This window comes from Actinopolyspora sabaoui, assembly GCF_051225635.1.
GTDB lineage: Bacteria > Actinomycetota > Actinomycetes > Mycobacteriales > Pseudonocardiaceae > Actinopolyspora.
Window position 1 is genome coordinate 110040 of sequence record NZ_JBMIHH010000009.1, and the last position, 21787, is coordinate 131826.

Below are 21787 nucleotides of genomic sequence, written 5' to 3' on the forward strand. Positions count from 1 at the left end.
TGACGCAACTATTACTAGTTTCGACAACTAGCAGTGAAGTTTTCAAGGAGGAAATCGCATGTCCCACCCCTTCACCTGGGTTCCCGCCGAGGAACAGCGGCACGCGAGCAGGGATCCGGTGCCGCCGCCCGCCCTGGAGTTCCCGCCGGAGTTGACCGTGTCCGCGCTGTGCGGCCGGGAGGTGCTCACATCCACCGGCGACATCCCCTGGTTGTGGCCGACCTGCCCGGACTGCGACCGCACCACCCGCGAACTGGTCGGTGCCCCGCCCCGCCACGACGCGAACGAAGGTGATGCGCGATGAACAGTGACCACATCCGGTTGGCCGGATTCCTGCGGCTCTGCCAGTGGCACTGCGACGAGGCGGCCTTCGCGATGGGCGGCGGGCGCTTCGGCACCGATCGCTGCCGCGAACTGGCGGAGGAACTCTCCGAGACGTCGATCGCACTGCGGCGCTACGCCGACTCGCGGGACAGCCCGCCGAAATCCGCCCTTCCCGAGGGGTACGGAGCCGAAAACCGCATTGTCGAGGGCGATCCCGATGTCTGACCCGCTACTCGTGCCGATCCTGCTGGTAGCGCTGGCGATACTCCTGGCGCTCTGGCCGCAGCACCCCGATCCCGCCCCGCGCCCGCACACCAGGCACGGCGGTGCCGGACCGGGCACGCTGACGGTCCGACAACTGCAAGCCCAACTCGCGGGTGTTGCCAGTGGTTCCACTGGCACCGACAGCCGGACCACGGCACTCGCGAGCGCGACTACTGGTTCCAGCGGCCTTCCCGCCCCCGATGCTGTCGTGCCGACACACTCCCGATCCGAACCCGAACCGATCCGCTGGCCCGAAACCGACCCCGACGAACAGCTCGAATCCCGCGTGAGCGTTCACCACGCGCTCCGGGATCGCGACGACGAATCCCACGGCGCGATCCTGGCGACATCGAATTCACCGGCGACTCCCGACGTGGCCGCTCTCGCCGCATGGCAAACGGCATCCCGAAGCTCGAAGCCGCACCACGCGGCGGTACGCAAAGCCCCCGGCCCGCACCACCGCCACACTTCCCGGTGCCAACCGGCACCGATGCCAGTCGGCGCCTTACCCGACTCCGATCCGAACCTGGCGCTGCTGGGCCGCGTCCTCGAAGGACTACGCCGCCTCTGAAGCCTCGTCCGTCTCCGCGAATCCACAGCGCCACTTCCGCTCTCGGCACGGCCGCCGACCTCGGCACAGCTACTGATTCGCTCCGTTGACCACGGGCCACGGCGACGAACCCCGACACTCCGCCGTGGACCCGTCCGCCGTCCCGCCCCGCGCGGCTCCCTCCCCCACTCGCCGCGCGGGGCGGGGCGGATCCCCGTCGATTTCTCGCGAAATCGCCGAGTGAGCAGCCCTGAGCGAGTCAGCCGAACAGCCCCGAACGAGATCATCGGCTTGGTAGCGTTCCTCCTCGGACAGCGAAGCGATCGAGGGGGAAAGCCAGTGTCCGACTTCACGGTCGACATCGGCTCGTTGGATGCCATGGAGAAGAATCTCAACCGGGCCGAGGAGAACCTGCGGAGCGCGCTCAAGGCGATGGCCGACATCGGCCCGGACTCCATCGGCCCGGACGAACTGGATGAAGCCTGCGCCGAGTTCCGCGATGACTGGCAGCACGGCATCGACGAGATCGGCGAGTGCGTCAATAAGATAACCGGAGCTCTCGGCTCCGCGAAGAAACAGTACCAGGAACTGGAAACCGCCATCACCGAAGGCTTCACGAAGATGCGGGAAGCGATCGAGTCCGGCGAAGCCGGGCAGAGTGAACCACCGGTGGCGAGGCCTGCCCAGAGCGGAGGTGCCCGGTGAGCGGCAACGGGGACTGGCACGCGCTCGGATTCAATCCAGCCAGGGGAAACCCTTCCTCGGTAGGCACACTGGCGAAACAGCTGACCGACACCGGGAACTGGCTGTTCGAGACTTACGAAGTGCTGCGCGACATCAGGCAGCAGAAAGACACCTGGACCGGAGAGGCGTCCAAGGCGTTCGCCGAGAAGTTCGGCGAATTACCCGGGAAGCTCGACGACGCCCACGAGTCCATGAAAGCCGCGGGCAAGGCGCTTTCCGGGTGGCAGGAAACCCTGAAAGGACACCAGACCGAAGCAGCCGGACTGGAGCAGCAGGCCCGAGACGCGATCGCAGCCGCAGAGAAGGCCGACCAGGTGGTTAACCAGACGGTCGCGGAGGCCAACAAGCCGATCGCATACGACTCCGGCGACTCCGAGGCACGCGCGGCGGCGAACCGGCGTGCCGAGCAGCAGGCACAAGCGGTCGCCAGCGCCAAGAGCGACGCCCGCAGCGCCTGGGACAAAGTCGAAAGCATCCGGAAGAAGGCCGTCGAGCTGCAGGAGACCTGGCGCGAGGACGCCCGGGCGGTGGCGCGGAAACTCCGGGAGGCCACCGACATCGCCCCCGGTTTCTGGAGCGCACTCGGCGACGCGTTCTCCGACATGGGCGACTTCGTCGTCGACAACCTCGGTACGATCGGCGACGTGGCGGGAATGATCGCCGCCGTCGCCGGAACGTTGTCCTTGATACCCGGTGTCAACGCGATCACCGGGCCCATCGCGCTCATCGCGGGAGGTGTCGCGTTGGCCGCGCACGCCGGGGACATCGCCGCGAACGACAAGTGGACCGATGTGAACGCCTGGGTGGGTGTCGGTACCGACGCGCTCGGCATGCTGCCCATGGTCGGCCCGCTGGCAAAGGGAGGCGCGGCGGCCACGGATGCCCTGCAGGTGAGTGACGGCTTGGTCGATGCCGGACGAGTTGGTGCGAAGGCGTTCGGTAGTAAGACTTCCGAAGTCGTAACCGATATGGCTGATCCCGCCGATATAGCAACGTTGTTTGGTGACAGGCTGGCAAACAGGTTCGTCGGTGGCGAGGGAATGGCCAAGACGATTCAGGGAACTTTCAACGTGGGAATGCAGGCTCCCGTCGCGAACGATTGGATTCACAGCGATGATGCGAGCGCCGATGTCAAGAACAAGGCGGGTTACGTGGCTTTCGGTGGTGGGGCGGCGCAGAGTTACGGCGAATGGGGAAAAGTAGGCCATGAACTGCAAGGGCTAGGTGAATCGCTGTCGAGCTTCGCCAAGGCGCTCGGGTAGTGGGGAAGAATATGATACAGTCGATTTCCGATGAGTCCTCCGACACTTTCCCGTTGAGTTTCGGGCTGCATTCCGGGTTTCAGCCCGTGGACTTCAACGAGTCATCGGCGGATCGCGCCGAGCGGTTGTTCGAGTCGGCGCGGTCGGCCCTTCCGGGATTGGCGGAGGAGCAGTACCTTCGGCTGCTCGTCGCCAACGAGTACCTGGTGCGGCGGATGGCCGAAGAAGGGATCATCTACGCGGCCAATTTCGTGGGGCGTTCAGCACGGGACACCACGGCCGCGACGACCGCGCAGTTCACGCTCACGTTGCGTGACGCTGATTTGAAGGCCACTCGACCGCTGGAGGCGTTGGCCGCCGGGCTCCGCGAGGAGGACGCTCGGCGGGAGGTCGATTTCGTGGATCTCACCGTGGGGCGCTGCCTGGCCGTGGTGCAGCAGGACACTCCGAAACCGGAAGTCAACCTGACCGGGACAGAGCACTACGAGCCGCGAGTTTCCCGGCAGTTCCAGGTGATCGTTCCGCTGGTTGAGCGGAGCCAGCTCGCGGTATTCGGGTTGGCCACCGAGTGCCTGCGCGACTGGGACGACTACGTGGCGATGATGGCCGACATCTGTAACAGCATCCAGTGGCGCGGCTCGGCTCGGAGTTCCATCGAGGACAAGTTGGCGGGACTGCTGTGAATCAGGACAAGGGGAGCTGGCGTTGACATTTCAGGATTTGATGTGGGCGTTCCCGGTATTAGGTGGGGCATATGTGCTACTCGGAGTGATTCTCCTGATCAGGAATCATTTTAAATCGATGGGGACCCATGTGGCCAAGGTTCGTAAAGATCTGGCTTCGCGAGAGAAGAACGGAGCATCGAGGTTGATATCGGGTTCCTATCCGAAGATCTCGAACGAGATGATGCGTGACGTGGCCGAACACGAGGGATTTGTTTTTCTGGGCAGTACGGGGCGAAGCATGAACTTCCGGCGTCCGGTCGTCTCCGACGGGGAGCCAGGTGAGGTGCCGGATGCCTGGAAGGGAAGGATCGAGCCACACGGTGGCATGGGTTCGGGCAAGCACCGCAGGTTGCTGGGGGAATGGTTGGACGGGGCTTCCGCCGAGGAATCCTCGCTGCTGCTGCGTCGTGATCAGCTCGGTGCGTTGCCGAAGTCGGAGATCCTGGAGTTGGCTGCCGAGTACGGCTGGTCGTTCGAGTCGGAGGAGATCACCGACACCGAGTGGCGGCTGAACTTCCGCCCTGGCACCACTGAGCACCAGCAGGACGAGAGGTGGTCCTTCGCCGATGACGGATGATGGCACAGCTCACGTCGAAGACGATGGGACAAGCCCCGCCGAAGCGGAATTCCTGCACCGGCTCCACGAGGCGCGTACCGAACGCACCCGGGTGAACCATGTGGACCTACCGCGAAGCGAGGGCGAGATCTCGCTGCGGCACTACAGCGTTCTGGTGCGCGAGCGTGGCTGGCGGCTCACCGGTATGGAGCGCACCGGCGACGGAGGATCCAGGCTGTGGCTCGAACGCTTCGACTTCGCCACCGCCCGCCACATCGCCGGGCCCGCTTTCGTCGAGGGGCCCCGGCTGGACGAGCTGCGCGGCAACGAGGCGGCCTTGCTGGAGGCCGAACGAGTGAAGCGAGATAGTGGGATAGGCGTGCTGTCCGAGTCGGTGCTCGACGGAGTGCATCGCGAGCACGTGCGGCTGCGTCGTCGCTACGTCCGGCTGGGACGGCTAGCCTCGCTGCCCGCCCTGGTCGCGTTCGTTACGCTCATGTTCTCGCTGGTTAATCGGGGAGAGGGCAATCCCGAGGCGGCCGATACGCTGCTGCTCGTCTCGGCGGTCTCGGCGGTGGTCTTCGCGCTGTCACTCTGGCCGACGATCCGTGCCGCCAGAGCACGCACGGCGGTCGTGGCCGACTACAAGGCCGGTTACGAACGCGTCGTCGCGGTGGCGCTGGGCACCAGCAACACGGGGCGAAGCTGAACCGCTTCCCACTTTCAGTACCTCGCGGCCAAGAGGCGGTCGTCGATTTCTCGCGAAATCGCCGCGCGGCTGGAAGGTGAGCGGATGACCTCCTCCGCGACGTAGACAGCCGGAGGTGGATTACTTGGAGCTCCTTGAAGCCCTCATCCTCGTGATTTCTCCGCTGCCGGGCGTCATGCTGCTCGGTGCGCTCACCGTCCACCTGGTGCGCCATGCGAACAAGCCGTGGCGCCCCGAGCTCGAACGCGCCCGGAAGGGTCTGTACGGACGGCGTGATTCGGCGGGTCTGGTGTGGCTGGACGCCGACGACTACGAGAAGGTCTCCACCGAGATGCTGCGTGATCTGGGGCGGCACGAGGGATTCACCCTGTTCGAGCGAACGAAGTACCACGATCTCGGATTCCGGCCCACCGGTAGCCGCGAAGCGCTGCGGGAGCGACGGCACGGAGCCGCGGAAGCCCCGGTCGGCGGTGACAGCGGTCGTCCGCTCGCCCGGTGGCGGCTGCGTCGGATGCTGCGCGGCGTTCGCCCGGCCGAGCCCGAACTGGTGCTGCGCCGGGAGAGGCTGGCTCCGCTGTCCAGCGGGGAGATTCTCGACACCGCTTCCCGGTACGGCTGGGAGCTGTGTGAGGAGCAGCTCGTGGCGGACGAATGGCGCTTGGTCTTCCGAGGCGCCGGTACGGCATCACGAGCGGACAGGGACCGATCCCACGACGGGTGAGACCCCCACCGTGCCGCGGTGTGCCGCCGATCGGCGACACGCCAGGCCCCGGCCTCCGGGACCGGCACCCGAACTGTGATGATCGGTGGTGCCATCGAGCCTGCTCCGTTTGGGTGACTATCAACCGGGGTAGTGATCGAACAGGCGGAGAGACCCCACCCTCGACAAGGAGTTCGCCGTGAGCATCCTCAGTTGGATCCTGTTCGGTCTGATCGCGGGAGCAGTGGCCAAGCTGATCCTTCCTGGCAAGGATCCCGGCGGCATCATCGTGACCATCATCATCGGCGTAGTCGGAGGTCTGCTCGGCGGCTGGCTGGGCAGCTCCTTCTTCGGCGGCGGCGGGATATCCGGCTTCAACCTGGCCAGCTTCGGCTGGGCGGTGCTCGGATCGCTGATCCTGCTGCTGCTTTACCGCCTCGTCTTCCACAAGTCCCGAGGTTGATCCCACCGACGGCCACCTCGCGGGGGTGGCCGGGTAGCTGAGCGCCGTGTCGGTGCCTCGCGGCGTCGGGCCGCTCCCGAAGCAGCGGCGGCCCACGCCGCGAACCGCCTCCCGCGCGCCCGCTCACCCAGCACGCACGGTGCCCCGCTCCTCCGGCCGATCCAGGAACCGGGGCAATCGGAACGCCCGTTTCGGGGCACTTCGCCGCCGACTGTTGCTACTCGTCAGTAGGACGGTGTTTACTGACCGGCCTGTGTGATGGATCACCACAAGGCCGGGGCGGCCCCTCCGCCGCGGCCGGAAGGGCCAGGCAACGGTGCGCCGAATACTCTCGACAGCCGCCGCGACCCTCCTCGCCGCACTGTGCGGTTCCCTGCTCGCCCCGGCCGCCACGGCCGAGACGAACGGGGTGACCGTGCACCGGGCGAGCATCCCCGGGTCGGGTGGCATCACGCTGCGAGCCAAAGTCATCGAACCCACCGGCGAGTCGGCCGAGCCACGACCGCTGCTGGTGATGCCCGCCAGCTGGGCCACCCCCAACATCGAGTACGTGGGGGCCGCCGCCCGGCTGGCCTACGAGTCGGGCTACGTGGTCGTCAGCTACACCGCTCGCGGGTTCTACGCCTCCGGCGGCGAGGTCGAGGTCGCGGGCGAGGAGGACGTCGCCGACGCCAGCGAGGTCATCGACTGGGCCGTGGCCAACACCTCCGCCGGGGAGGAGAACGTCGGCATGGCCGGAATCTCCTACGGGGCGGGCATCAGCGCGCTGACCGCCGCGTCCGACCCCAGGGTGGACGCGATAGCGGCCATGAGCGGCTGGGCCGACCTCGTCGCCTCGCTGTACCCCAACCGCACGGTCAACGCCTCCGGCGCGGAACTGCTGCTGGGAGTCGGCGAACTCACCGGGAGGTTCGGCGCCGACCTCACCGAGCTGGAGAACGCCTACCGCGAGCACCGCACCGAGGAGGCGCTGCACTTGGCGGAGGAGCGCTCCCCGATCAATAAGCTCGACGAGCTCAACGCCAACGGCACCGCGGTTATGCTCGCCAACTCCTGGCAGGACTCGCTGTTCCCACCGAAGCAGATCACCGACCTGTTCAGCGGCCTGACCGGCCCCAAGCGGCTCATGCTCTCCCCGGGCGACCACGCCACATCCGAGCTCTTCGGCGCGGCGGGCCTGCCCAACCACATCTGGGACACGGCGGCGCGCTGGTTCGACCAGCGGCTGCGCGGTAAGGACCAGGGCATGGCCGACAGCGCGGTGGAGATCCAGCCGATGAACGGTTCCGAGTGGAAGCGGTACCCGGACTGGCGGTCGGTCACCGACCACACCACCACCCGCGAGCTCACCGAACCCACCCGGCGGCACCTGTTCGCCCCCGAGACCGGCGGGTTGAGCACCGAGCGCGGTTCCGAATGGCAGCACTCGATCGACAGTGGCGACCCCACCCTGGCCAACAGCGGGGTCGTTCTGGTCAGTGGTGCGCTGCAGGGCTTCGCGCGGATCCCGGTGGGAGTCTCGGTCCCGCTGGTCGATCGGGACGACGCCGCGGTGTGGGCGACCGAGCCCTACGCGGACGGCGTCAACGTCACCGGCACACCACGACTTCGGGTCAACGCCACTCCCGAGGACGAGAGCGTGTCGCTGTTCGCCTACCTCTACGACGTGGGCCCCGCGGGCAACGGAAGCCTCATCAGCCACAAGCCGGTGACACTGCGTAATGAATCTCCCGGCGTGAAGCGGCGGGTGGACATCCCGCTGCAACCCACCTCCTGGCAGGTGGCCGAGGGGCACCGGCTGGTGCTGGTGGTTGACACCGTGGACGGTCGCTACCGCGACGAGAGCTCCGGCGGCGAGGTGACGTTCGGCTCCTCGGCCGAACAGCCCGCCACATTGCGCGTTCCGGTGGGTTGACACGGTTTCCGCTGCGGTGCTCTCCTGACGAGCCGCTCACCCATGGTGCCCGTGCCGGGAGGTGCGGGCACCACTGTGACCGGCCGAAAACGGATACGAAAAACCGGTCGAACTGTTCGGATCCGTTCGGTTGTGCTATCAGGATTCGGCCGAATACGAGTAGTGTCCGAAAAGTAGCGCAACGAAGTTTTTCTCGGAGTTCGCGGTATGTTTTCGCCAGGGGCGGGAACACTGCTCCACAATCGCCGCCTTCGGCGGTACCGTGGCGGATATGACGGATGTTCGTCCACCGGACGCGTTACAACGCGAAGGTGCCGATGATGAGCCACCAAGAAGACCCTTAAGGCGCATATCGGGAGATCTGCAGGTCAGGGGCGTAGACATGCAGCGCCCCAACGCCGCACGCATGTTCGATTATTACCTCGGGGGGACAGCCAATTTCGCGGCGGACAGGCAGGCCGTTGACCGGTTGGTGGCCGAGGTCCCCGAAGCCCGGGTTTACGCACGTGCGACGCGGGCTTTTCTCGGACGATTGGTCCGTTTTCTGAGTCACCGCGGAATCGATCAGTTTCTCGATCTGGGGTCGGGAATGCCGACGGTGGGGAATGTGCACGAAATAGCCCGCCGGTGCCGCTCCGACGCACGAGTCGCCTATGTGGATGTCGAGCCCGAGGTCGTCGCGCACGCCAGGCAGTTGCTGCGCGGAGTCGACAACGTGACCGTCACCCACGCCGACATTCGAGAACCGGAAACGGTGCTGTCGGCCCCGGAGGTCACCGAGCTGCTCGACTTCACCCGGCCGGTCGCGATACTGGCCGTGTCGATCCTGCCCTACATTCCGGAGGCCGACGATCCCGCCGCGCTCGTGGCCGCCTACCGGGCCAACTGCGTACCGGGCAGCTATCTGGCCGTCTCGCACAGCACGCCGCTGACGATGTCCGAGGAGCAGGTGCGTCACAGCGAGTCGGCCTACCAGGGAACCCACACGCCGCTTGCCGTTCGTGAGATCGAGCGGATCCGCGAGTTGCTTCCCGGCTACTCGCTCGTGGAGCCCGGTCTGGTCCCGCTGCCGCAGTGGCGGCCGGAGCCGGACATCAACGCCCAGCAGGACGCCACCGCCTCCGCCAACGCCGTAGGAGCGCTCGGCTACCTTCCTTGAGCTTGTGCTCCCGTTGCGTAGCTGGTCGGGAAGCTCAGGTGGTCGCTCGGGGCGGCGATTTCGCGAGAAATTGACGCCGCGCCGAGCGGGCATCCAATGCACGTGCAGGGGACACGTGCGTGGTTCGTGGGGGCCATCCGGTTCCGGGTCGGCCCGGAACGGTCGAGGGCAGCCCGGTTTCGGGCGTTACCAGGTCACGTGCTTCGTTGGCGATTAGTGACCAAATTGTTGATTCCGCCACTCGATCGAGTGATCTTTAGGGGTGTCCTGATCACGCAGCGACACAGCTGCTGTCCCAAAAGGAGCCCCAGCTTGTCACTAGCACGAATCTTCACCCGCACGGCCGCGGCCGCGCTGATCGCGGTCGGCATGGCCGCTCCGGCCCAGGCAGCCGTTTCCGCTCCGGTCGCCAACGACGACTCCGGCCCGGAGACGATGATCATCGACGGTAGTTACGCCGATGACGCTCCGTGGGCGGCGCGGATGTTCGCCGACGGCAGGCAGGCGTGCAGCGCCTCGGTGATCGCTCCGAAGTGGATACTCACCGCGCAGCACTGTGTCCAGGGTGCCAATCAGGTCAGCTTCCGGGTGGGCAGCCTCGACCAGACCCAGGGTCGTGAGGTGTTCGCCGTTCCGGGCGGGGTGAACATCCATCCCAGCGCCGACCTGGCACTGGTCAATGTGGGCAGTTCGGTCAACGTCGAGTACGCCCCGATCGGCGCCCCCGGTGCCGCCGAGGTCGGCGAGACCGTGCAGACCTACGGCTGGGGCGCCACCTGCACCGACCGCCCCGAGATCGAATGCCAGTCCCAGCGGCTGAAGGTCGCCGACGTGACCGTGACCGACACCTCCTGCTCCGACTACCGCGGCGGTACCGCGATCTGTGCCTACCGTGGTGACGGCATCCCCGCGGGCGGTGACTCCGGCGGGCCGATGTTCGCCACCGCCGCCGACGGGGAGTACGTGCAGGTGGGAGTGGCTTCCACCAGCGACCGCACCTCGCGTACCGCCTACACCAACGTGACCCGCTACAGCAGCTGGATCGGCTCCCTCGCGGGCGTGTGACGCGGTTTCCTCTCCTCACTGCTACACCCGGTTCCCCCGTCGCCGTTCACGGCGGCGGGGAAACGTGTGTGGAAACACAATCGATGAAACTCCGGTACGCGTTTTCCCGGGGCGGACATTGACCGCTGCCGAAGTCTCGGTGCATCGTTACCGCCGGAATCGATCACAGGGAGAGAGAATGATCGTTTTCGGTGCGAAGAATAGATCGTTTCGCTGTTCTCGCAGTTCAGGGTGCCTGTATTGATCTTTTCGTGGGGAGATTGAATCGTCGCTAGCGATTCTCTTTCGGTGTCGCAAGAAATTTGTTGTGCTTGTCACGGGGGAATTTTCTTCGTGCCTGGTGGGGGAAATGTCGATCTTTTCTCGCCTGGCGATTTCGCCGGTGCGTGGTTAGTTTCGTGAGACATGACCGGCGAAAAACCTGGCCATCGTGGCGCACGGCCCGATGGCGTGAGTGGGTCAGCCGGGCGGGTGGAGATCGACACTCCGGCCGTCGCGGACGGCCCGGAACTGTACCGAATCACGCGTGATTCGGGGGTGCTGGACGTCAACTCCCCCTACGCCTACCTGCTGTGGTGTCGCGATTTCGCGGCCACCTCGTTGGTGGCGCGTTCGAACGACGGGGTGGTGGGCTTCGTGATCGGATACGTCCGACCCGACGCCGTGGACACCCTCGTGGTGTGGCAGATCGGCGTCGACGCGGAGCTGCGCGGTCACCGGGTGGCGAGTCGGCTGCTGGAACGGCTGCTCGACACGGCGGCGCGGGACGGCATCCGCTACCTGGAAACCACCATCACCGCCGACAACGCGGCCTCGATCAACCTCTTCTCCGCGCTGGCGCGCGACCGTGGCGCCGCGCTCGAGGTGAGCCCGCTGTTCCCGTCCGAGCTCTTCCCGGACTCACATTTCGGCGAGGACCTCTACCGCATCGGACCGTTCGCCACCGACGGTGCCACGGCACACGGCACTCTCGCGGGGTCCGTCGCGTGAGGTTCCACGCCACACACCCGACCCGGTTCGCGGTGAAACCCCGGCCGTGAAGAAACCCCGGCCGCGAACCATCCCAGCCGTGTGCACGCACGGCACGACACGTAACCGGCCCGGCGGCCGAGGAGTCACGAGCACCTCGAACCGGGCCGAACGGAGGATCGTGAAAGACGTCTTCGCAACCCAGGAATCAGAGGTCCGCAGCTACAGCCGAACCTGGCCCGCGATATTCGACCGTGCGCTGGGCAGTTGGATCTACGACGAGAGTGGGAACGCCTACCTCGACTTCTTCGCCGGGGCGGGCGCGCTCAACTACGGGCACAACAACCCGCTGCTCAAACGCAAACTGATCGAATACATCGAGCGTGACGGGATACACCACGGGCTCGACCAGGCAACGGTCGCCAGGGCCGAGTTCCTGCGCACCATCGACGAGAAGCTGTTCCGGCCGCGCGGGCTCAACTACAAGGTGCAGTTCCCCGGGCCCACGGGCACCAACTCGGTCGAGGCCGCGCTGAAGCTGGCACGCAAGATCACCGGACGCGAGTCGATCATCAGTTTCACCAACGCCTTCCACGGCATGACGCTGGGCTCGCTCTCGGTCACCGGCAACTCCATGAAGCGCGGCGGGGCGGGCATCCCGCTGGTGCACGCCACGCCGATGCCCTACGACAACTACTTCGACGGCCAGGTCGACGACTTCCTCTACTTCGAGTCGTTGTTGCGGGACAGCGGCAGTGGCCTGAACGCGCCCGCCGCGGTGATCGTGGAGACCCTGCAGGGCGAGGGCGGTATCAACGACACCCGCGCTGAGTGGCTGCGTGGCCTTTCCGAGCTGTGTCGGCGGCACGGCATCCTACTCATCGTCGACGACGTGCAAATGGGCTGCGGCAGGACCGGCCCGTTCTTCAGCTTCGAGCAGGCGGGCATCGAGCCGGACATCGTCTGCCTGTCCAAGTCCATCGGAGGCTACGGGAGCCCGCTGGCGCTGACCCTGATCAAGCCGGAGCACGACGTCTGGGAACCCGGCGAGCACAACGGCACCTTCCGCGGCAACAACCCGGCCCTGGTCACGGCCACCGAGGCGCTGCGGCAGTACTGGAGTGACGACGAACTGGAACGCGCCACCCTCGCGAAGGGCGAGCGCGTGGGTGAGGCGTTGCGCGAGCTCGGCGCCGACTACCCCGGGCTGCTGTCCAAGGGGCGTGGCCTCGCACGCGGCCTCGGTTTCGCCGAGCCCGAGATGGCGGGCAAGGTCTCCAAGGCCGCCTTCGACCGGGGGATGATCCTGGAGACCTCCGGTCCCAGCGACGAGGTGGTCAAGGTGATGCCCCCGTTGACGATCAGCGAGGACGAGCTGGAGCGGGGGATCCGGATCATTCAGGACGCCGTGCGCTCGGTACTGGCCTGAAACACCCGCTGCGAACATTCACCGCGAACACCCGCCGCGAATACCCACCGCGCCGAAAACTTCCGAAACACCGAGGAGACGACTTGATCGTTCGTACCGTCCGGGACGTCGAGGACACCGAATCCGACATCAGGACCGAGAACTGGCGCAGCAAACGGATCATCCTCGCCAAGGAGAAGGCCGGATTCTCGGTGCACGAGACCACGCTGTACGCGGGCACGGTCAACGAGTTCTGGTACGCCAACCACATCGAGGCGGTGTTCGTGTTCGAGGGCGAGGGCGAGATCACCGATCACGGAACCGGGGAGACGCATCTCCTCGGGCCGGGTTCGCTGTACCTGCTCGACGAGCACGACAAGCACCAGGTGCGCCCCAGGACCGACATGCGCACGGTCTGCGTGTTCAACCCGCCGGTGACCGGCAGGGAGGTGCACGACGAGGACGGCGTGTATCCCCTAGTGACAGAGGAGGAGTGAACCACGGGAGCGGCGGCCGCGTGAGTGGTCGCCCTCGGCTCCACGTTGCCCGGGCGGCACTCAACCCAGACTCAGGTACCGCCGGTCGTTGAACTTCTCGCCCACGCAGGACGCGCCGAGGTCGTGGCCGATGCGCTCTATCACGTCGGCCAGCTCCAATCGATTGAGCCAGTCCCGCGGCAGTGCGGCGGTGCCGTGCCTGGCCCCCAGGATCGCTCCGGTGATGGCCGCCGTGGTGTCGCTGTGCCCCGAGTGGTTGGCGGCCAGCCACAGCGCGTCGCGGAACTGCTCGCGCTTGGGCAGGGCCAGCGCGCAGTAGGCCCCGATGGCCAGCGCCTCCGGCCCGACCCAGCCCTGCCCCAGCCGCTGGACGTAGGCCGTGCGTACGTCGATGCGGGCGAGGGTCGCCGCGTCGGCCAGCCCCGTGGCGGTCTCGCCGTCCTCCCGCAGCACCCTGCCCGCCGCCTGGTCCACCGCCTGCGGAATTCGCCTGCCCTGCACCGCCAGCAGGTGGATCAGCGCGGCCATGGCTCCCGCCGCCGCCCATCCCCCGGGGGCACCGTGGGTCAGCGCGCCGAACTGGCAGCCCAGCGTGTAGGACATCTCGACGGTGGGTGCGAATCCGGCTCCGGCCGCGCGGTCCACCGCGCCGCAGCCCTTGGAGCTGTTGATCGGTTCCTCGGGAGTTCCCAGCAGGTCCTCCTGCAGCGCACGCAGGCTGGTCAGGCCGGGGGAGCGGTTCACGTAGAGCTCCGGCTCGGCCAGCAGACCGGTCGCCCCGTAGTGCGGTTTGTCCTCCTGCTGGGTCAGCAACCATCGTCGATAAGCGGCGCCCGTGGCCTCCACCGGCCGCCACCGACCACCGCTGTTGCCGGTGGCCCAAGCGTGCAGGTATCCCTCGCCGGTGAACAGCAGCATCTGCGCGGCATCGCCGAGCAGTGCCTGCGGTGGCGGTTCGGTTACTCCGTCGGGCCCGTAGCGCGCACGGATGTCGCCGTGCTCCTCGAACTCGACCGGAACTCCGAGGGAGTCGCCCAGCGCCGCACCGAGCAAGCACCCCACGGCACGATCCACCACCGTGGACGACGTCGACACCCGGGATACCTCCACAGTGCTCTTGGCTCTCGCTCGCGTTCTGATCCTCACCCGACTCTACTGGCCCGCCACAGCCACTTGGCAGCGATCTGTGCGATTGCACGGCGGAGTTTGCTCACAGACTGTGACATTTATCGAAGAATAAAAGTTGATCTTAGTCCGTTGGGGTGAAGCCAGGTGAATCCGAACACGTTTGTCGGTTTTAGTGGTTAACGTGGATCGGTTTCGGGCCGGTTGTTCGCGGGGGCGACACCCTGCGGCCGGCGACACGGAACCGGGAAAGATGTACGCGAAAGAGGGATCGAGCTTCGGGGGGATATGCCACCGCACGACAACCTGGCCGAGCACCCGAAGAGTGGCTACGAGTTCGGGCTGCTCGGGCCGCTCGAAGTGCGTTACGGCGGGCAACCGCAGCCGTTGGGCAACTCGGCGATGCGCAGTGCGTTGGCCTGCTTGCTGCTCGAACCGAACCAGGTCGTGTCGATGGACAGGTTGATCGACACTCTTTGGGGGGAGCAACCACCACGCACGGCGCGAACCATCATCCACGGCTACGTCTCGCGTATTCGCAAGCTGTTCACCCCCGAGGAAGGGACAGCGGATCCGGAGAACCCCGCACTGGTAACCCGTGCCCCCGGCTACCTGCTCCGGGTGGACAGCGACCGGATCGACGCGCACCGAGCTCGAGCCCTGGTCAACCAAGCCGGAAACCTCACCCCCGGAGAACGCTCCCGGGTGTTGTCTCGCGCGCTGTCGCTGTGGCGTGGCCCGGTGCTCTCCGACATCTCCTCCGAGCGACTGCACCGCATGGTCGCCCCCAACCTGGACGAACTGCGCATGGTGGCGCTGGAGGAGCGCATCGAGGCCGACCTCGAACTGGGCGAACACCACGGAGTTCTCGTCGAACTGTCCGAACTGGTCGAGCAGTACCCGCTCCGCGAGAGGCTAACCGGCCAGTTGATGCTCGCCTACTATCGATCGGGACAACGTGCCAGGGCACAGTCCTGCTATCACACGCTGCGGGAGCTGCTGGCCGACGAACTCGGCATCGATCCGGGGCCGGAACTGCGCTCGCTGTACGAACGACTGCTGCGCGACGACGAGACACTGACCGCCCCGAACCGTGCAGTCGCGGGACCCGCCACCCCCGCCGGTGACGTGACCCCGGTACAACCGGCCGAACTACCCCCACCGGTGGCCGGTTTCGTCGGAAGGTCCACCGAATCGGCGGCGCTGGACCGGATGCTGTCCGAACAGGACAGCGAATCGGCCAGTGTGCTCGCCGCGATCACCGGCACCGCCGGAATCGGCAAGAGCGCGTTGGCGGTGACCTGGGCCCACCGCGTCGCGCACCGCTTCCCGGACGGCCAGCTCTACGCCTCGCTGCGTGGGTTCGACCACGAGCGTTCCCCGCTCCCACCGGGCGAGGTGCTCACCGGTTTCCTCAAGAGCCTGGGCGTCGCCGACGACGCCATACCGATCGATTTGAACGAACGGATCGCCCTGTACCGCTCGCAGCTGGCGCGGCGCCGCGTGCTCATCCTGCTCGACGACGCCAGGGACGCCGAGCAGGTGCGCCCGCTGTTACCCAGCAGCAACGGTTCGCTCGTGCTGGTCACCAGCAGGAAACGACTCGACGGCCTGGTGGTGCGCAGCGGTGCCAGGGCACTGCCGCTGGAGACCCTGCCCACCACCGCGGCCGTGGAGTTGCTGGACCGGGCCGGGGTGCCGGGCAGATCCCGCTCCGAACCGCGGGCCGCGCGCGAACTCGCCGACCTGTGCGGCGGCCTGCCGCTGGCGCTGCGAATCGCCGCCGCGCGACTGGCGGCCAACCCGGGGCGCGCGGTGAACGACCTCGTCGACGAGCTCACCGACGAGCACAACCGGCTCACCGGGCTCGACATCGACGACACCGACGACACCGACATCAGCGTCCGTCGGGCCTTCGACATCTCCTACCGCAACCTCCACCCCAGCCAGGCGTGGACATTCCGGCTGTTGGGGCTGGTTCCCGGCCACACCTTCACCGCGCACGCCGTGGCCGCGCTGTGCGGCACCGAGCCCGAGACGGCGCGCCGCAGACTGCGAGCACTGACACTGGCCCACCTTCTCAGCGAGCCCAGGCCGGACCGGTTCGCGATGCACGACCTGTTACGGGTCTACGCGCGCGAACTCGTGTTCGCCGCCCCCGACGAAACCGGGGAGGAATCGGAGAACGCGCTGCGCGGGCTGCTGCGGCACTACCTCACCGCCGCCGACCACGCCAGGAGGTTCCTGCGCCCACCCCGTGACGAGTTGGACTTCTCGGCGCCGGAGCGGGAGGTGCCGGAGATCCACGGCAGGACAGAGGCACTGGAGTGGTTCGACGCCGAGTGGCCCAACCTGGTGGCCGCCATCGACACGGCAACCGACCGGCGATGGCACCGGACGGCCTGGTGGCTGGTGCGCCTGCAGTTCAACTACCTGATGGTTCGGTGCCCCTGGGAGGACTGGGTGACCATCTACACCAGAGGACTCGAATCGGCACGCCACATCGGAGACGAGACCGGCACGGTACTGATGCTGGCCGGACTCGGGGTGGTGTACTCCCGCTCGGGTAGCCCCGAGGTGGCCCTGAATTACTACGCGGAGTCCCAGCGGCTCGCGACGAAGCTGTCCGATCGCGGCGAGCTGGCCATGACGCGGGTCAACATGGCCAGCGCGCTGTTCCGGTTGGGACGCTATCCGGAAGCGCGGCAGCATTGTGAGGACGCGCTGCGGACCTACCGGTCGCTGGGGGACCGGTACCAGGAAGCGGGAGCGCTGAACAATCTGGCCCAGGTGGAGCAGGTGATCGGCAACCGTGCGGAGGCGTTGACATACCTGCACGAGGCCGAAAAGCGCTATCGGGAAGCAGACGATCTCGAAATTCTGGCCATGGTGCTCAACAACTGTGGTGAAGTGAGTGTCGAACTGGACAGGATCGACAGCGCGCGGCGCTACTACGGGGAGGCGCTCGAAGTGGCGCAGCGCTGTGGCTCGACCATGCGTCAGGCCGCGGCGTATCTGGGGTTGGGTGATGTCGCCTCGCTGCGCGAGGATCACCAGGTGGCCCGGCGGCGGTGGGAGACGGCACTGTCCATTTTCGAGGCGGGTGGCTCGCCGCGTGCCGCGGAGCCGCGCGAACGGTTGCGCTTCGGCGCGGCCCCCACCGAGGGAGCCGAAGCGCGGCCCTGCTCCGGCGTTTAGTCAGCGTTTAGCGTGCTCTTAGTGATGCCTGCCAACGTGTGAATGTGCGTTCCGGCCGGCCGTCGCGGTCCCGGTCACGATCGCACCGCGGCGACTCCCGGGGGGTCGTGAGTCGGCCGAGAAAAGGCGGTGCGGAGAGCTCGACCCGTCGAGTTGTCCACCGCCCGCAACAAAGGGGTCAGGTTATTCCCGGCGTCTTCGGACCCGGGAAGGACATGGGGGTGGGTGCGGACTCCGTGTTCTGGGGGATTCCACAACGACACGGGGTCCGCGCTCGTGTTCCTGCCCGGCCCGTCCCGAGGGCCGGGCGGATCGACACCTCGCCGTTCCGCCCCCGCGGCGACCAGTAGCGCGTTGCCGGAACCGAGGACGTCCGGGTCAGCTGTGTTCCGAAGCGCCCTGGAGCGGACGTGGCGAGGGCCGTTTGGGCTCTCTGCCGTCCCCCGAGGACGTGCCGCGCAACCTGCGACCGACCCACGGCCCCAGGTGTTCACCGATCCAGCGCAGATCCTCGCCGCGCCGTTCCGACCAGGAACGCTCCACCCGGGACGGCCACGGCCGCCGCCAGTCCTCGTCCACCGGCAACCCCAGGATCTCCGCGGCGTGCAGCGCCACGCGGTGATGTCCCTCCTGGGACAGGTGCAGTCTGTCCTCGCTCCAGGCACGCTCATCCTGTAGCACCCGCATCGACCAGAGATCCACGACATAGCAGCCGTGTCGCCGCGCGATCGCCCAGAGGTGTGAGTTGTAGGTGCCGACCTTGCCGCGCACCAGCCGCATCACCGCCGTCCGCCGCGTGTCGAAACCGGTGCCGATCAGCACGTCCGCCCCGGTCGCACGCAGTTCGGCCACCGCCGCCTCGAACCGGCTCGCCAACTCGTCCGGATCGGCGAACGGTCGGATCATGTCGTTGCCCCCGGCGGAGAACGCGGCGAGGTCCGGCCGCATCTTCACGGCGCGTGGCAACTGATCCCGCAGGATCTGGTGGAGCAGCTTCCCCCGCACCGCCGTGTTGGCGTAGCGCAGCTCGGGGGTATCGCTCGCCAGCCGCTCCGCCAGCCTGTCGGACCAGCCCCGGAAAGTCGTACCGTCGGGGGACGGATCGTTCAGCCCCTCCGTGAAGCTGTCACCCAACGCCACGAACGTCCGCCACTCCCGAGCCCCGCTCCCGGACTCGTTCTCCGGTGTGCGCTTTCCCGAGGTCGGTGACTCCTCGCTCATCGGGACCGCCTTTCCTGTTCGCTCTTCTTCGCCCGCGGTGCCATAACCGGAAAACACATTGGACCTCGGTTGGTCACCTACGCCAGCGTCGGTGACCACTCCAGTGACCAACGGCACGTGGATGCTGTGGCGGAGCTCCGCGTGCGTGGCCGGTTAGCCGTCACGTGAGTCGGCGCCTTGCTGTGTTGGGCCGGCTCTTGAGTAGCGGTCTACGCGGCGAGCGGCCCGGCCTTGCAATGCATCCGACTCACGCACCGGGGATACGCGCGCTGCTTACGCCGCATGGTTGCTTCCCGACGAGGGTTCCGAGGGGCGCGGAAATTTCGTGGGAAATTGACGCCGCGCCGGCGGGAACCGACCCACGCACGGGGCGCGAGCGGAGCACCCGTGCCGCTCGGCTGAGGTCCCGCGACAGTGTGCCGTGAGCCCCACTTGCGGGTGATGGTTGTGTTCGGCTGAACAGTTCGTTTCGTACCGTTGAGTCGGTATAGTGTTCCGTCGGTTACAGCAAAACCCCACGCGCGCGTGGCGCGGCTGCTAACCTCCGGCGGGAGTAACGAGACGATCAAGGGGATATCGACGATCGGAAGTGGTCGGTGGTGCTGCCTCGATCACTTGAATGGGGAACGCGAAGCATGCCTGCTGACGTCGGAGCGAGTGTGTCTGCCGACAGCATCGAAGCTCTGGGGGAGTCGTGACGAGTCCGCGGGAACCGATGCCCGGGTCGATGGAACGGCACGAGGTTCGGCCGGGGGTTCCGCGGTCGGAGCAGCGGCCTGCCTCCGCGCCCCCGGGGACCCCCGTCACCGGGACGACGCCGCCCGCGGAGCCGAACGAACCGGACTCCGCGCACGCTGATCGACCCGCGGGACCCGGCTCGGCCTCCCGAGCTGTCGGGTCCGCGGCTCGGTTCGACCTGCGCGCCGAATTCGCCACTGCCGCGGTCCAGTCCGATCCGCTCGCGCTGTACAGCCGGCTCGATCGCCTGCTGGAGCGTTTCGAACACGAATGGTCCCGCCCTCCACATCGGACCCGGGGGTGGGCCGAGCAGCCCCAGAACTCGGGTGCCGCCCTTTCCGGGGAACTCGACGGCTCGGGTGCGGTGGCCCCGGCCCGCGCCGAACCGGTCTCGGGGTCGCTGCCACTGCCGCACGCGGTCAACAGCGGCGAACAGCGACGCCACGCCGCTCCCGAACGAGCACCACATCAGGAGAACTCCGGTTCCGCCAACGGCACGTTCAGCGGCGCCATACCGCTCCCCGGCGAACAGCGTCACGATGCCGGGCAGCACGCCGTGCCGCCAGCCGAGAACGAACCGGAGTCCGAATCGCCCGAGGCCGGGCAGGTCGCCGCGGAACCTCCTGCATCGGCGGCCGCCGAACCGGCTCACCGGGAGGAATCCGCGCCCCGGCACGGCGAGTCCTCCGAGGAACGGCAACAACCACTCGGAAGACACGCCGGAATAACCGGCTCGCTGGAAGCCGAGGGACCCACGGCCTCCCCCGCTCCGGAGCGAGAACCCGTGCGGTCCGAACGCGAGGACGACAATCCCACCAGGCCGTTGGGCAGCGCCGCGGACATCCTCGGCTTCTCGCCGGAACAGGCCGTCCCCGACGAGTCCGTGGTCGAGATCGGTACGGAAGGGGCCGAGGAAACCGCTGACTCCGGGCGGCACGCTCCCGCCGTGGCGGTGGAATCTCCTGCCGCCCTCTCCGGCCCTCTCGTCGAACCTGAGTCCACTGTGGTCTCCGGTCCCACTGGGGAGGCCGGGGGCATCGCCCGCTCCGAGCCCCTCGGTCCCGGAGCCGACCCCCCTATGGAAGGCGGAGCCGTCTCCCCACATCCGGCCGAACCCGCCGGGTCCGAGGCGGGTACGGCTCCTGCCGAACCGGGGCCCGTTCCCGAACCCCACCTCCCACCGCCCGAGGCGCGGCAGCCCGGCCCGAGGGGGCCGATGCCGCCCTCCCCGCCGCCGAGTGAGCGCGGGGGGCGACCAGCCGGTCCCGCCAGCGGGCCGTTACCCGCACCGCCCTCTCCTGGTTCGCTTCCTCCTGGTTCGTCGCCTCCCGGTTCGCGGCCGCTCGTTGAGCCGCCACGTGGGGGCAACACTCCGCCCGGTGGGCAGCCCCCGGTGCGCCCACCGGCCAATCCGGCCAGCGGGCCCTTCCCCGTGCCGCAACCTCCCCGGCAGCCGATGCCCCCGGCTCCGCAGGGCCAGCCCCCGCAGGGCCAGCCCCGGCCCGCTCCGGCACAGCCCGGGCGGCCACCCCAACCACCCCCTGGCAACGCGAGTGCCGGACCGTCGAGCGCTCCGTTCCCGGTTCCCGCCGCGGCACAGGCCGTTCCGGAGGGGACCCCCGCAACGCCGTCACCCCCGCCTTCACAGCAGCCCCCACCGCAGCAGCCCCAACCGCAGCAGCCCCAACCGCAGCAGCCCCAACCGCTCGCGGCTGTTCCGGAGGACCGGGACGTCCGCAGCCGAGCCTCGGAGCCCTCGGCCGCTCCGACGGCCCAGCCGCCCCGATACGAACCGCGTCCTGACGGAGGATTCGGCCCGATGGGGTCCGGCGGCTGGTCCGGCTCCGGAAACTCCAACTACACATCCAAGGGCAAGTTCCAGCAGGATCCTGCCGAGCAGAACGGCGACGAGCGTCCCAGGGGGAACGAGCTACGCAGCGGGCAGGGCTACAACCGTGACGACGACGAGGAACAGCCGAGGTTCCTGGTGCAGGCGGACGATCTCTACGGCACCGACTTCGGATCCGACCGGCTGGTGGCGCCACCGGTCATCGGAGAGGGACCGTCCGGCTACCCGGGTTTTTGACCCCGGAATTTTCCGGCTGCCCCTGCCGTGAGTTCTCCCTCGACGGAACCTCTCGCACGGTTCTCACCACGAGAGGTTCCGCCGCGAGTATCCGGAAACCGAGACGACA

General features: G+C 67.5%; 20 protein-coding genes. 18 read left to right on the forward strand and 2 right to left on the reverse strand.

All coding sequences use genetic code 11. From position 1 onward, the window contains the following. Window positions 1-58 precede the first annotated feature (58 nt). The 16 genes from ACOQFL_RS17390 to ACOQFL_RS17465 all read left to right on the forward strand — a co-directional run bounded on the left by ACOQFL_RS17390 (window position 59) and on the right by ACOQFL_RS17465 (window position 13310). Window positions 59-304 (forward strand): HC3 family zinc finger protein, encoded by a 246-nt coding sequence (locus ACOQFL_RS17390; RefSeq protein ID WP_435545236.1) that lies wholly within the window; start codon window positions 59-61, stop codon window positions 302-304. Then, a complete protein-coding gene (locus ACOQFL_RS17395) occupies window positions 301-549 on the forward strand; it encodes a hypothetical protein (RefSeq protein ID WP_435545237.1) in 249 nt (82 codons plus the stop codon). Before ACOQFL_RS17390 ends, ACOQFL_RS17395 begins: the two co-directional genes overlap by 4 nt. Further along, the gene (locus ACOQFL_RS17400; RefSeq protein WP_435545238.1) at window positions 542-1159 is read left to right on the forward strand and encodes a hypothetical protein; all 618 of its coding nucleotides are present in this window, start codon (window positions 542-544) and stop codon (window positions 1157-1159) included. Before ACOQFL_RS17395 ends, ACOQFL_RS17400 begins: the two co-directional genes overlap by 8 nt. Before the next feature lie 318 nt (window positions 1160-1477). Continuing rightward, complete coding sequence (locus ACOQFL_RS17405) at window positions 1478-1843, forward strand: DUF6317 family protein (RefSeq protein ID WP_435545239.1); 366 nt, start codon at window positions 1478-1480, stop codon at window positions 1841-1843. Beyond that, window positions 1840-3144, forward strand: coding sequence for a putative T7SS-secreted protein (locus tag ACOQFL_RS17410; protein WP_435545240.1), 1305 nt, complete (start codon window positions 1840-1842; stop codon window positions 3142-3144). The genes ACOQFL_RS17405 and ACOQFL_RS17410 overlap by 4 nt, the downstream gene beginning before the upstream one ends. 53 nt (window positions 3145-3197) lie before the next feature. Further along, window positions 3198-3827 carry a hypothetical protein gene (locus ACOQFL_RS17415; RefSeq protein ID WP_435545241.1) on the forward strand — a complete coding sequence of 210 codons (630 nt, stop codon included), beginning with the start codon at window positions 3198-3200 and terminating at the stop codon, window positions 3825-3827. A 118-nt stretch (window positions 3828-3945) separates the two neighbouring features. Next, window positions 3946-4446, forward strand: coding sequence for a hypothetical protein (locus ACOQFL_RS17420; RefSeq protein WP_435545242.1), 501 nt, complete (start codon window positions 3946-3948; stop codon window positions 4444-4446). Next, a complete protein-coding gene (locus tag ACOQFL_RS17425) occupies window positions 4436-5134 on the forward strand; it encodes a hypothetical protein (protein WP_435545243.1) in 699 nt (232 codons plus the stop codon). The genes ACOQFL_RS17420 and ACOQFL_RS17425 overlap by 11 nt, the downstream gene beginning before the upstream one ends. A gap of 124 nt (window positions 5135-5258) precedes the next feature. Continuing rightward, window positions 5259-5855, forward strand: a complete 597-nt coding sequence (locus ACOQFL_RS17430; protein WP_435545244.1) for a hypothetical protein — start codon at window positions 5259-5261, stop codon at window positions 5853-5855. A 178-nt stretch (window positions 5856-6033) separates the two neighbouring features. After that, entirely contained in the window at window positions 6034-6297 is a 264-nt protein-coding gene (locus ACOQFL_RS17435; protein ID WP_435545245.1) for a GlsB/YeaQ/YmgE family stress response membrane protein, read from the forward strand. Between the two features lie 316 nt (window positions 6298-6613). Continuing rightward, entirely contained in the window at window positions 6614-8212 is a 1599-nt protein-coding gene (locus ACOQFL_RS17440; RefSeq protein WP_435545246.1) for a CocE/NonD family hydrolase, read from the forward strand. A gap of 382 nt (window positions 8213-8594) precedes the next feature. Then, window positions 8595-9371: an SAM-dependent methyltransferase gene (locus ACOQFL_RS17445; protein WP_435545247.1), complete on the forward strand. Its 777-nt coding sequence runs from the start codon at window positions 8595-8597 to the stop codon at window positions 9369-9371. A gap of 312 nt (window positions 9372-9683) precedes the next feature. Beyond that, window positions 9684-10436, forward strand: coding sequence for a S1 family peptidase (locus ACOQFL_RS17450; protein WP_435545248.1), 753 nt, complete (start codon window positions 9684-9686; stop codon window positions 10434-10436). 405 nt (window positions 10437-10841) lie between these two features. After that, window positions 10842-11426, forward strand: coding sequence for a diaminobutyrate acetyltransferase (ectA, locus tag ACOQFL_RS17455; protein ID WP_435545249.1), 585 nt, complete (start codon window positions 10842-10844; stop codon window positions 11424-11426). A 160-nt stretch (window positions 11427-11586) separates the two neighbouring features. Continuing rightward, window positions 11587-12834 carry a diaminobutyrate--2-oxoglutarate transaminase gene (ectB, locus tag ACOQFL_RS17460; protein ID WP_435545250.1) on the forward strand — a complete coding sequence of 416 codons (1248 nt, stop codon included), beginning with the start codon at window positions 11587-11589 and terminating at the stop codon, window positions 12832-12834. Window positions 12835-12917: 83 nt separating this feature from the next. Then, a complete protein-coding gene (locus ACOQFL_RS17465) occupies window positions 12918-13310 on the forward strand; it encodes an ectoine synthase (RefSeq protein ID WP_435545251.1) in 393 nt (130 codons plus the stop codon). 60 nt (window positions 13311-13370) lie between these two features. Here ACOQFL_RS17465 and ACOQFL_RS17470 read toward each other — a convergent pair whose 3' ends face one another. Continuing rightward, on the reverse strand, window positions 13371-14405 hold the full coding sequence (locus tag ACOQFL_RS17470) for an ADP-ribosylglycohydrolase family protein (RefSeq protein ID WP_435545252.1): 1035 nt from the start codon (window positions 14403-14405) through the stop codon (window positions 13371-13373). A gap of 318 nt (window positions 14406-14723) precedes the next feature. On the opposite strand from ACOQFL_RS17470, the gene ACOQFL_RS17475 reads away from it, so the two are divergent. Next, window positions 14724-17633: an AfsR/SARP family transcriptional regulator gene (locus ACOQFL_RS17475; RefSeq protein ID WP_435545253.1), complete on the forward strand. Its 2910-nt coding sequence runs from the start codon at window positions 14724-14726 to the stop codon at window positions 17631-17633. 378 nt (window positions 17634-18011) lie between these two features. Here the strand turns inward: ACOQFL_RS17475 and ACOQFL_RS17480 are convergent, their stop codons facing one another. Beyond that, window positions 18012-18854, reverse strand: coding sequence for an SGNH/GDSL hydrolase family protein (locus tag ACOQFL_RS17480; protein WP_435545254.1), 843 nt, complete (start codon window positions 18852-18854; stop codon window positions 18012-18014). Between the two features lie 694 nt (window positions 18855-19548). Here ACOQFL_RS17480 and ACOQFL_RS17485 point away from each other — a divergent pair. Further along, on the forward strand, window positions 19549-21678 hold the full coding sequence (locus ACOQFL_RS17485) for a hypothetical protein (protein ID WP_435545255.1): 2130 nt from the start codon (window positions 19549-19551) through the stop codon (window positions 21676-21678). The last annotated feature ends 109 nt before the right edge of the window (window positions 21679-21787 follow it).

Bases quoted from the DNA above. Each gene is read 5' to 3' on its own strand.
- ACOQFL_RS17390 (WP_435545236.1), top strand. From the start codon at position 59: ATGTCCCACCCCTTCACCTGGGTTCCCGCCGAGGAACAGCGGCACGCG.
- ACOQFL_RS17395 (WP_435545237.1), top strand. From the start codon at position 301: ATGAACAGTGACCACATCCGGTTGGCCGGATTCCTGCGGCTCTGCCAG.
- ACOQFL_RS17400 (WP_435545238.1), top strand. From the start codon at position 542: ATGTCTGACCCGCTACTCGTGCCGATCCTGCTGGTAGCGCTGGCGATA.
- ACOQFL_RS17420 (WP_435545242.1), top strand. From the start codon at position 3,946: ATGGGGACCCATGTGGCCAAGGTTCGTAAAGATCTGGCTTCGCGAGAG.
- ACOQFL_RS17425 (WP_435545243.1), top strand. From the start codon at position 4,436: ATGACGGATGATGGCACAGCTCACGTCGAAGACGATGGGACAAGCCCC.
- ACOQFL_RS17445 (WP_435545247.1), top strand. From the start codon at position 8,595: ATGCAGCGCCCCAACGCCGCACGCATGTTCGATTATTACCTCGGGGGG.
- ectA (WP_435545249.1), top strand. From the start codon at position 10,842: ATGACCGGCGAAAAACCTGGCCATCGTGGCGCACGGCCCGATGGCGTG.
- ACOQFL_RS17475 (WP_435545253.1), top strand. From the start codon at position 14,724: ATGCCACCGCACGACAACCTGGCCGAGCACCCGAAGAGTGGCTACGAG.
- ACOQFL_RS17480 (WP_435545254.1), bottom strand. From the start codon at position 18,854: ATGAGCGAGGAGTCACCGACCTCGGGAAAGCGCACACCGGAGAACGAG.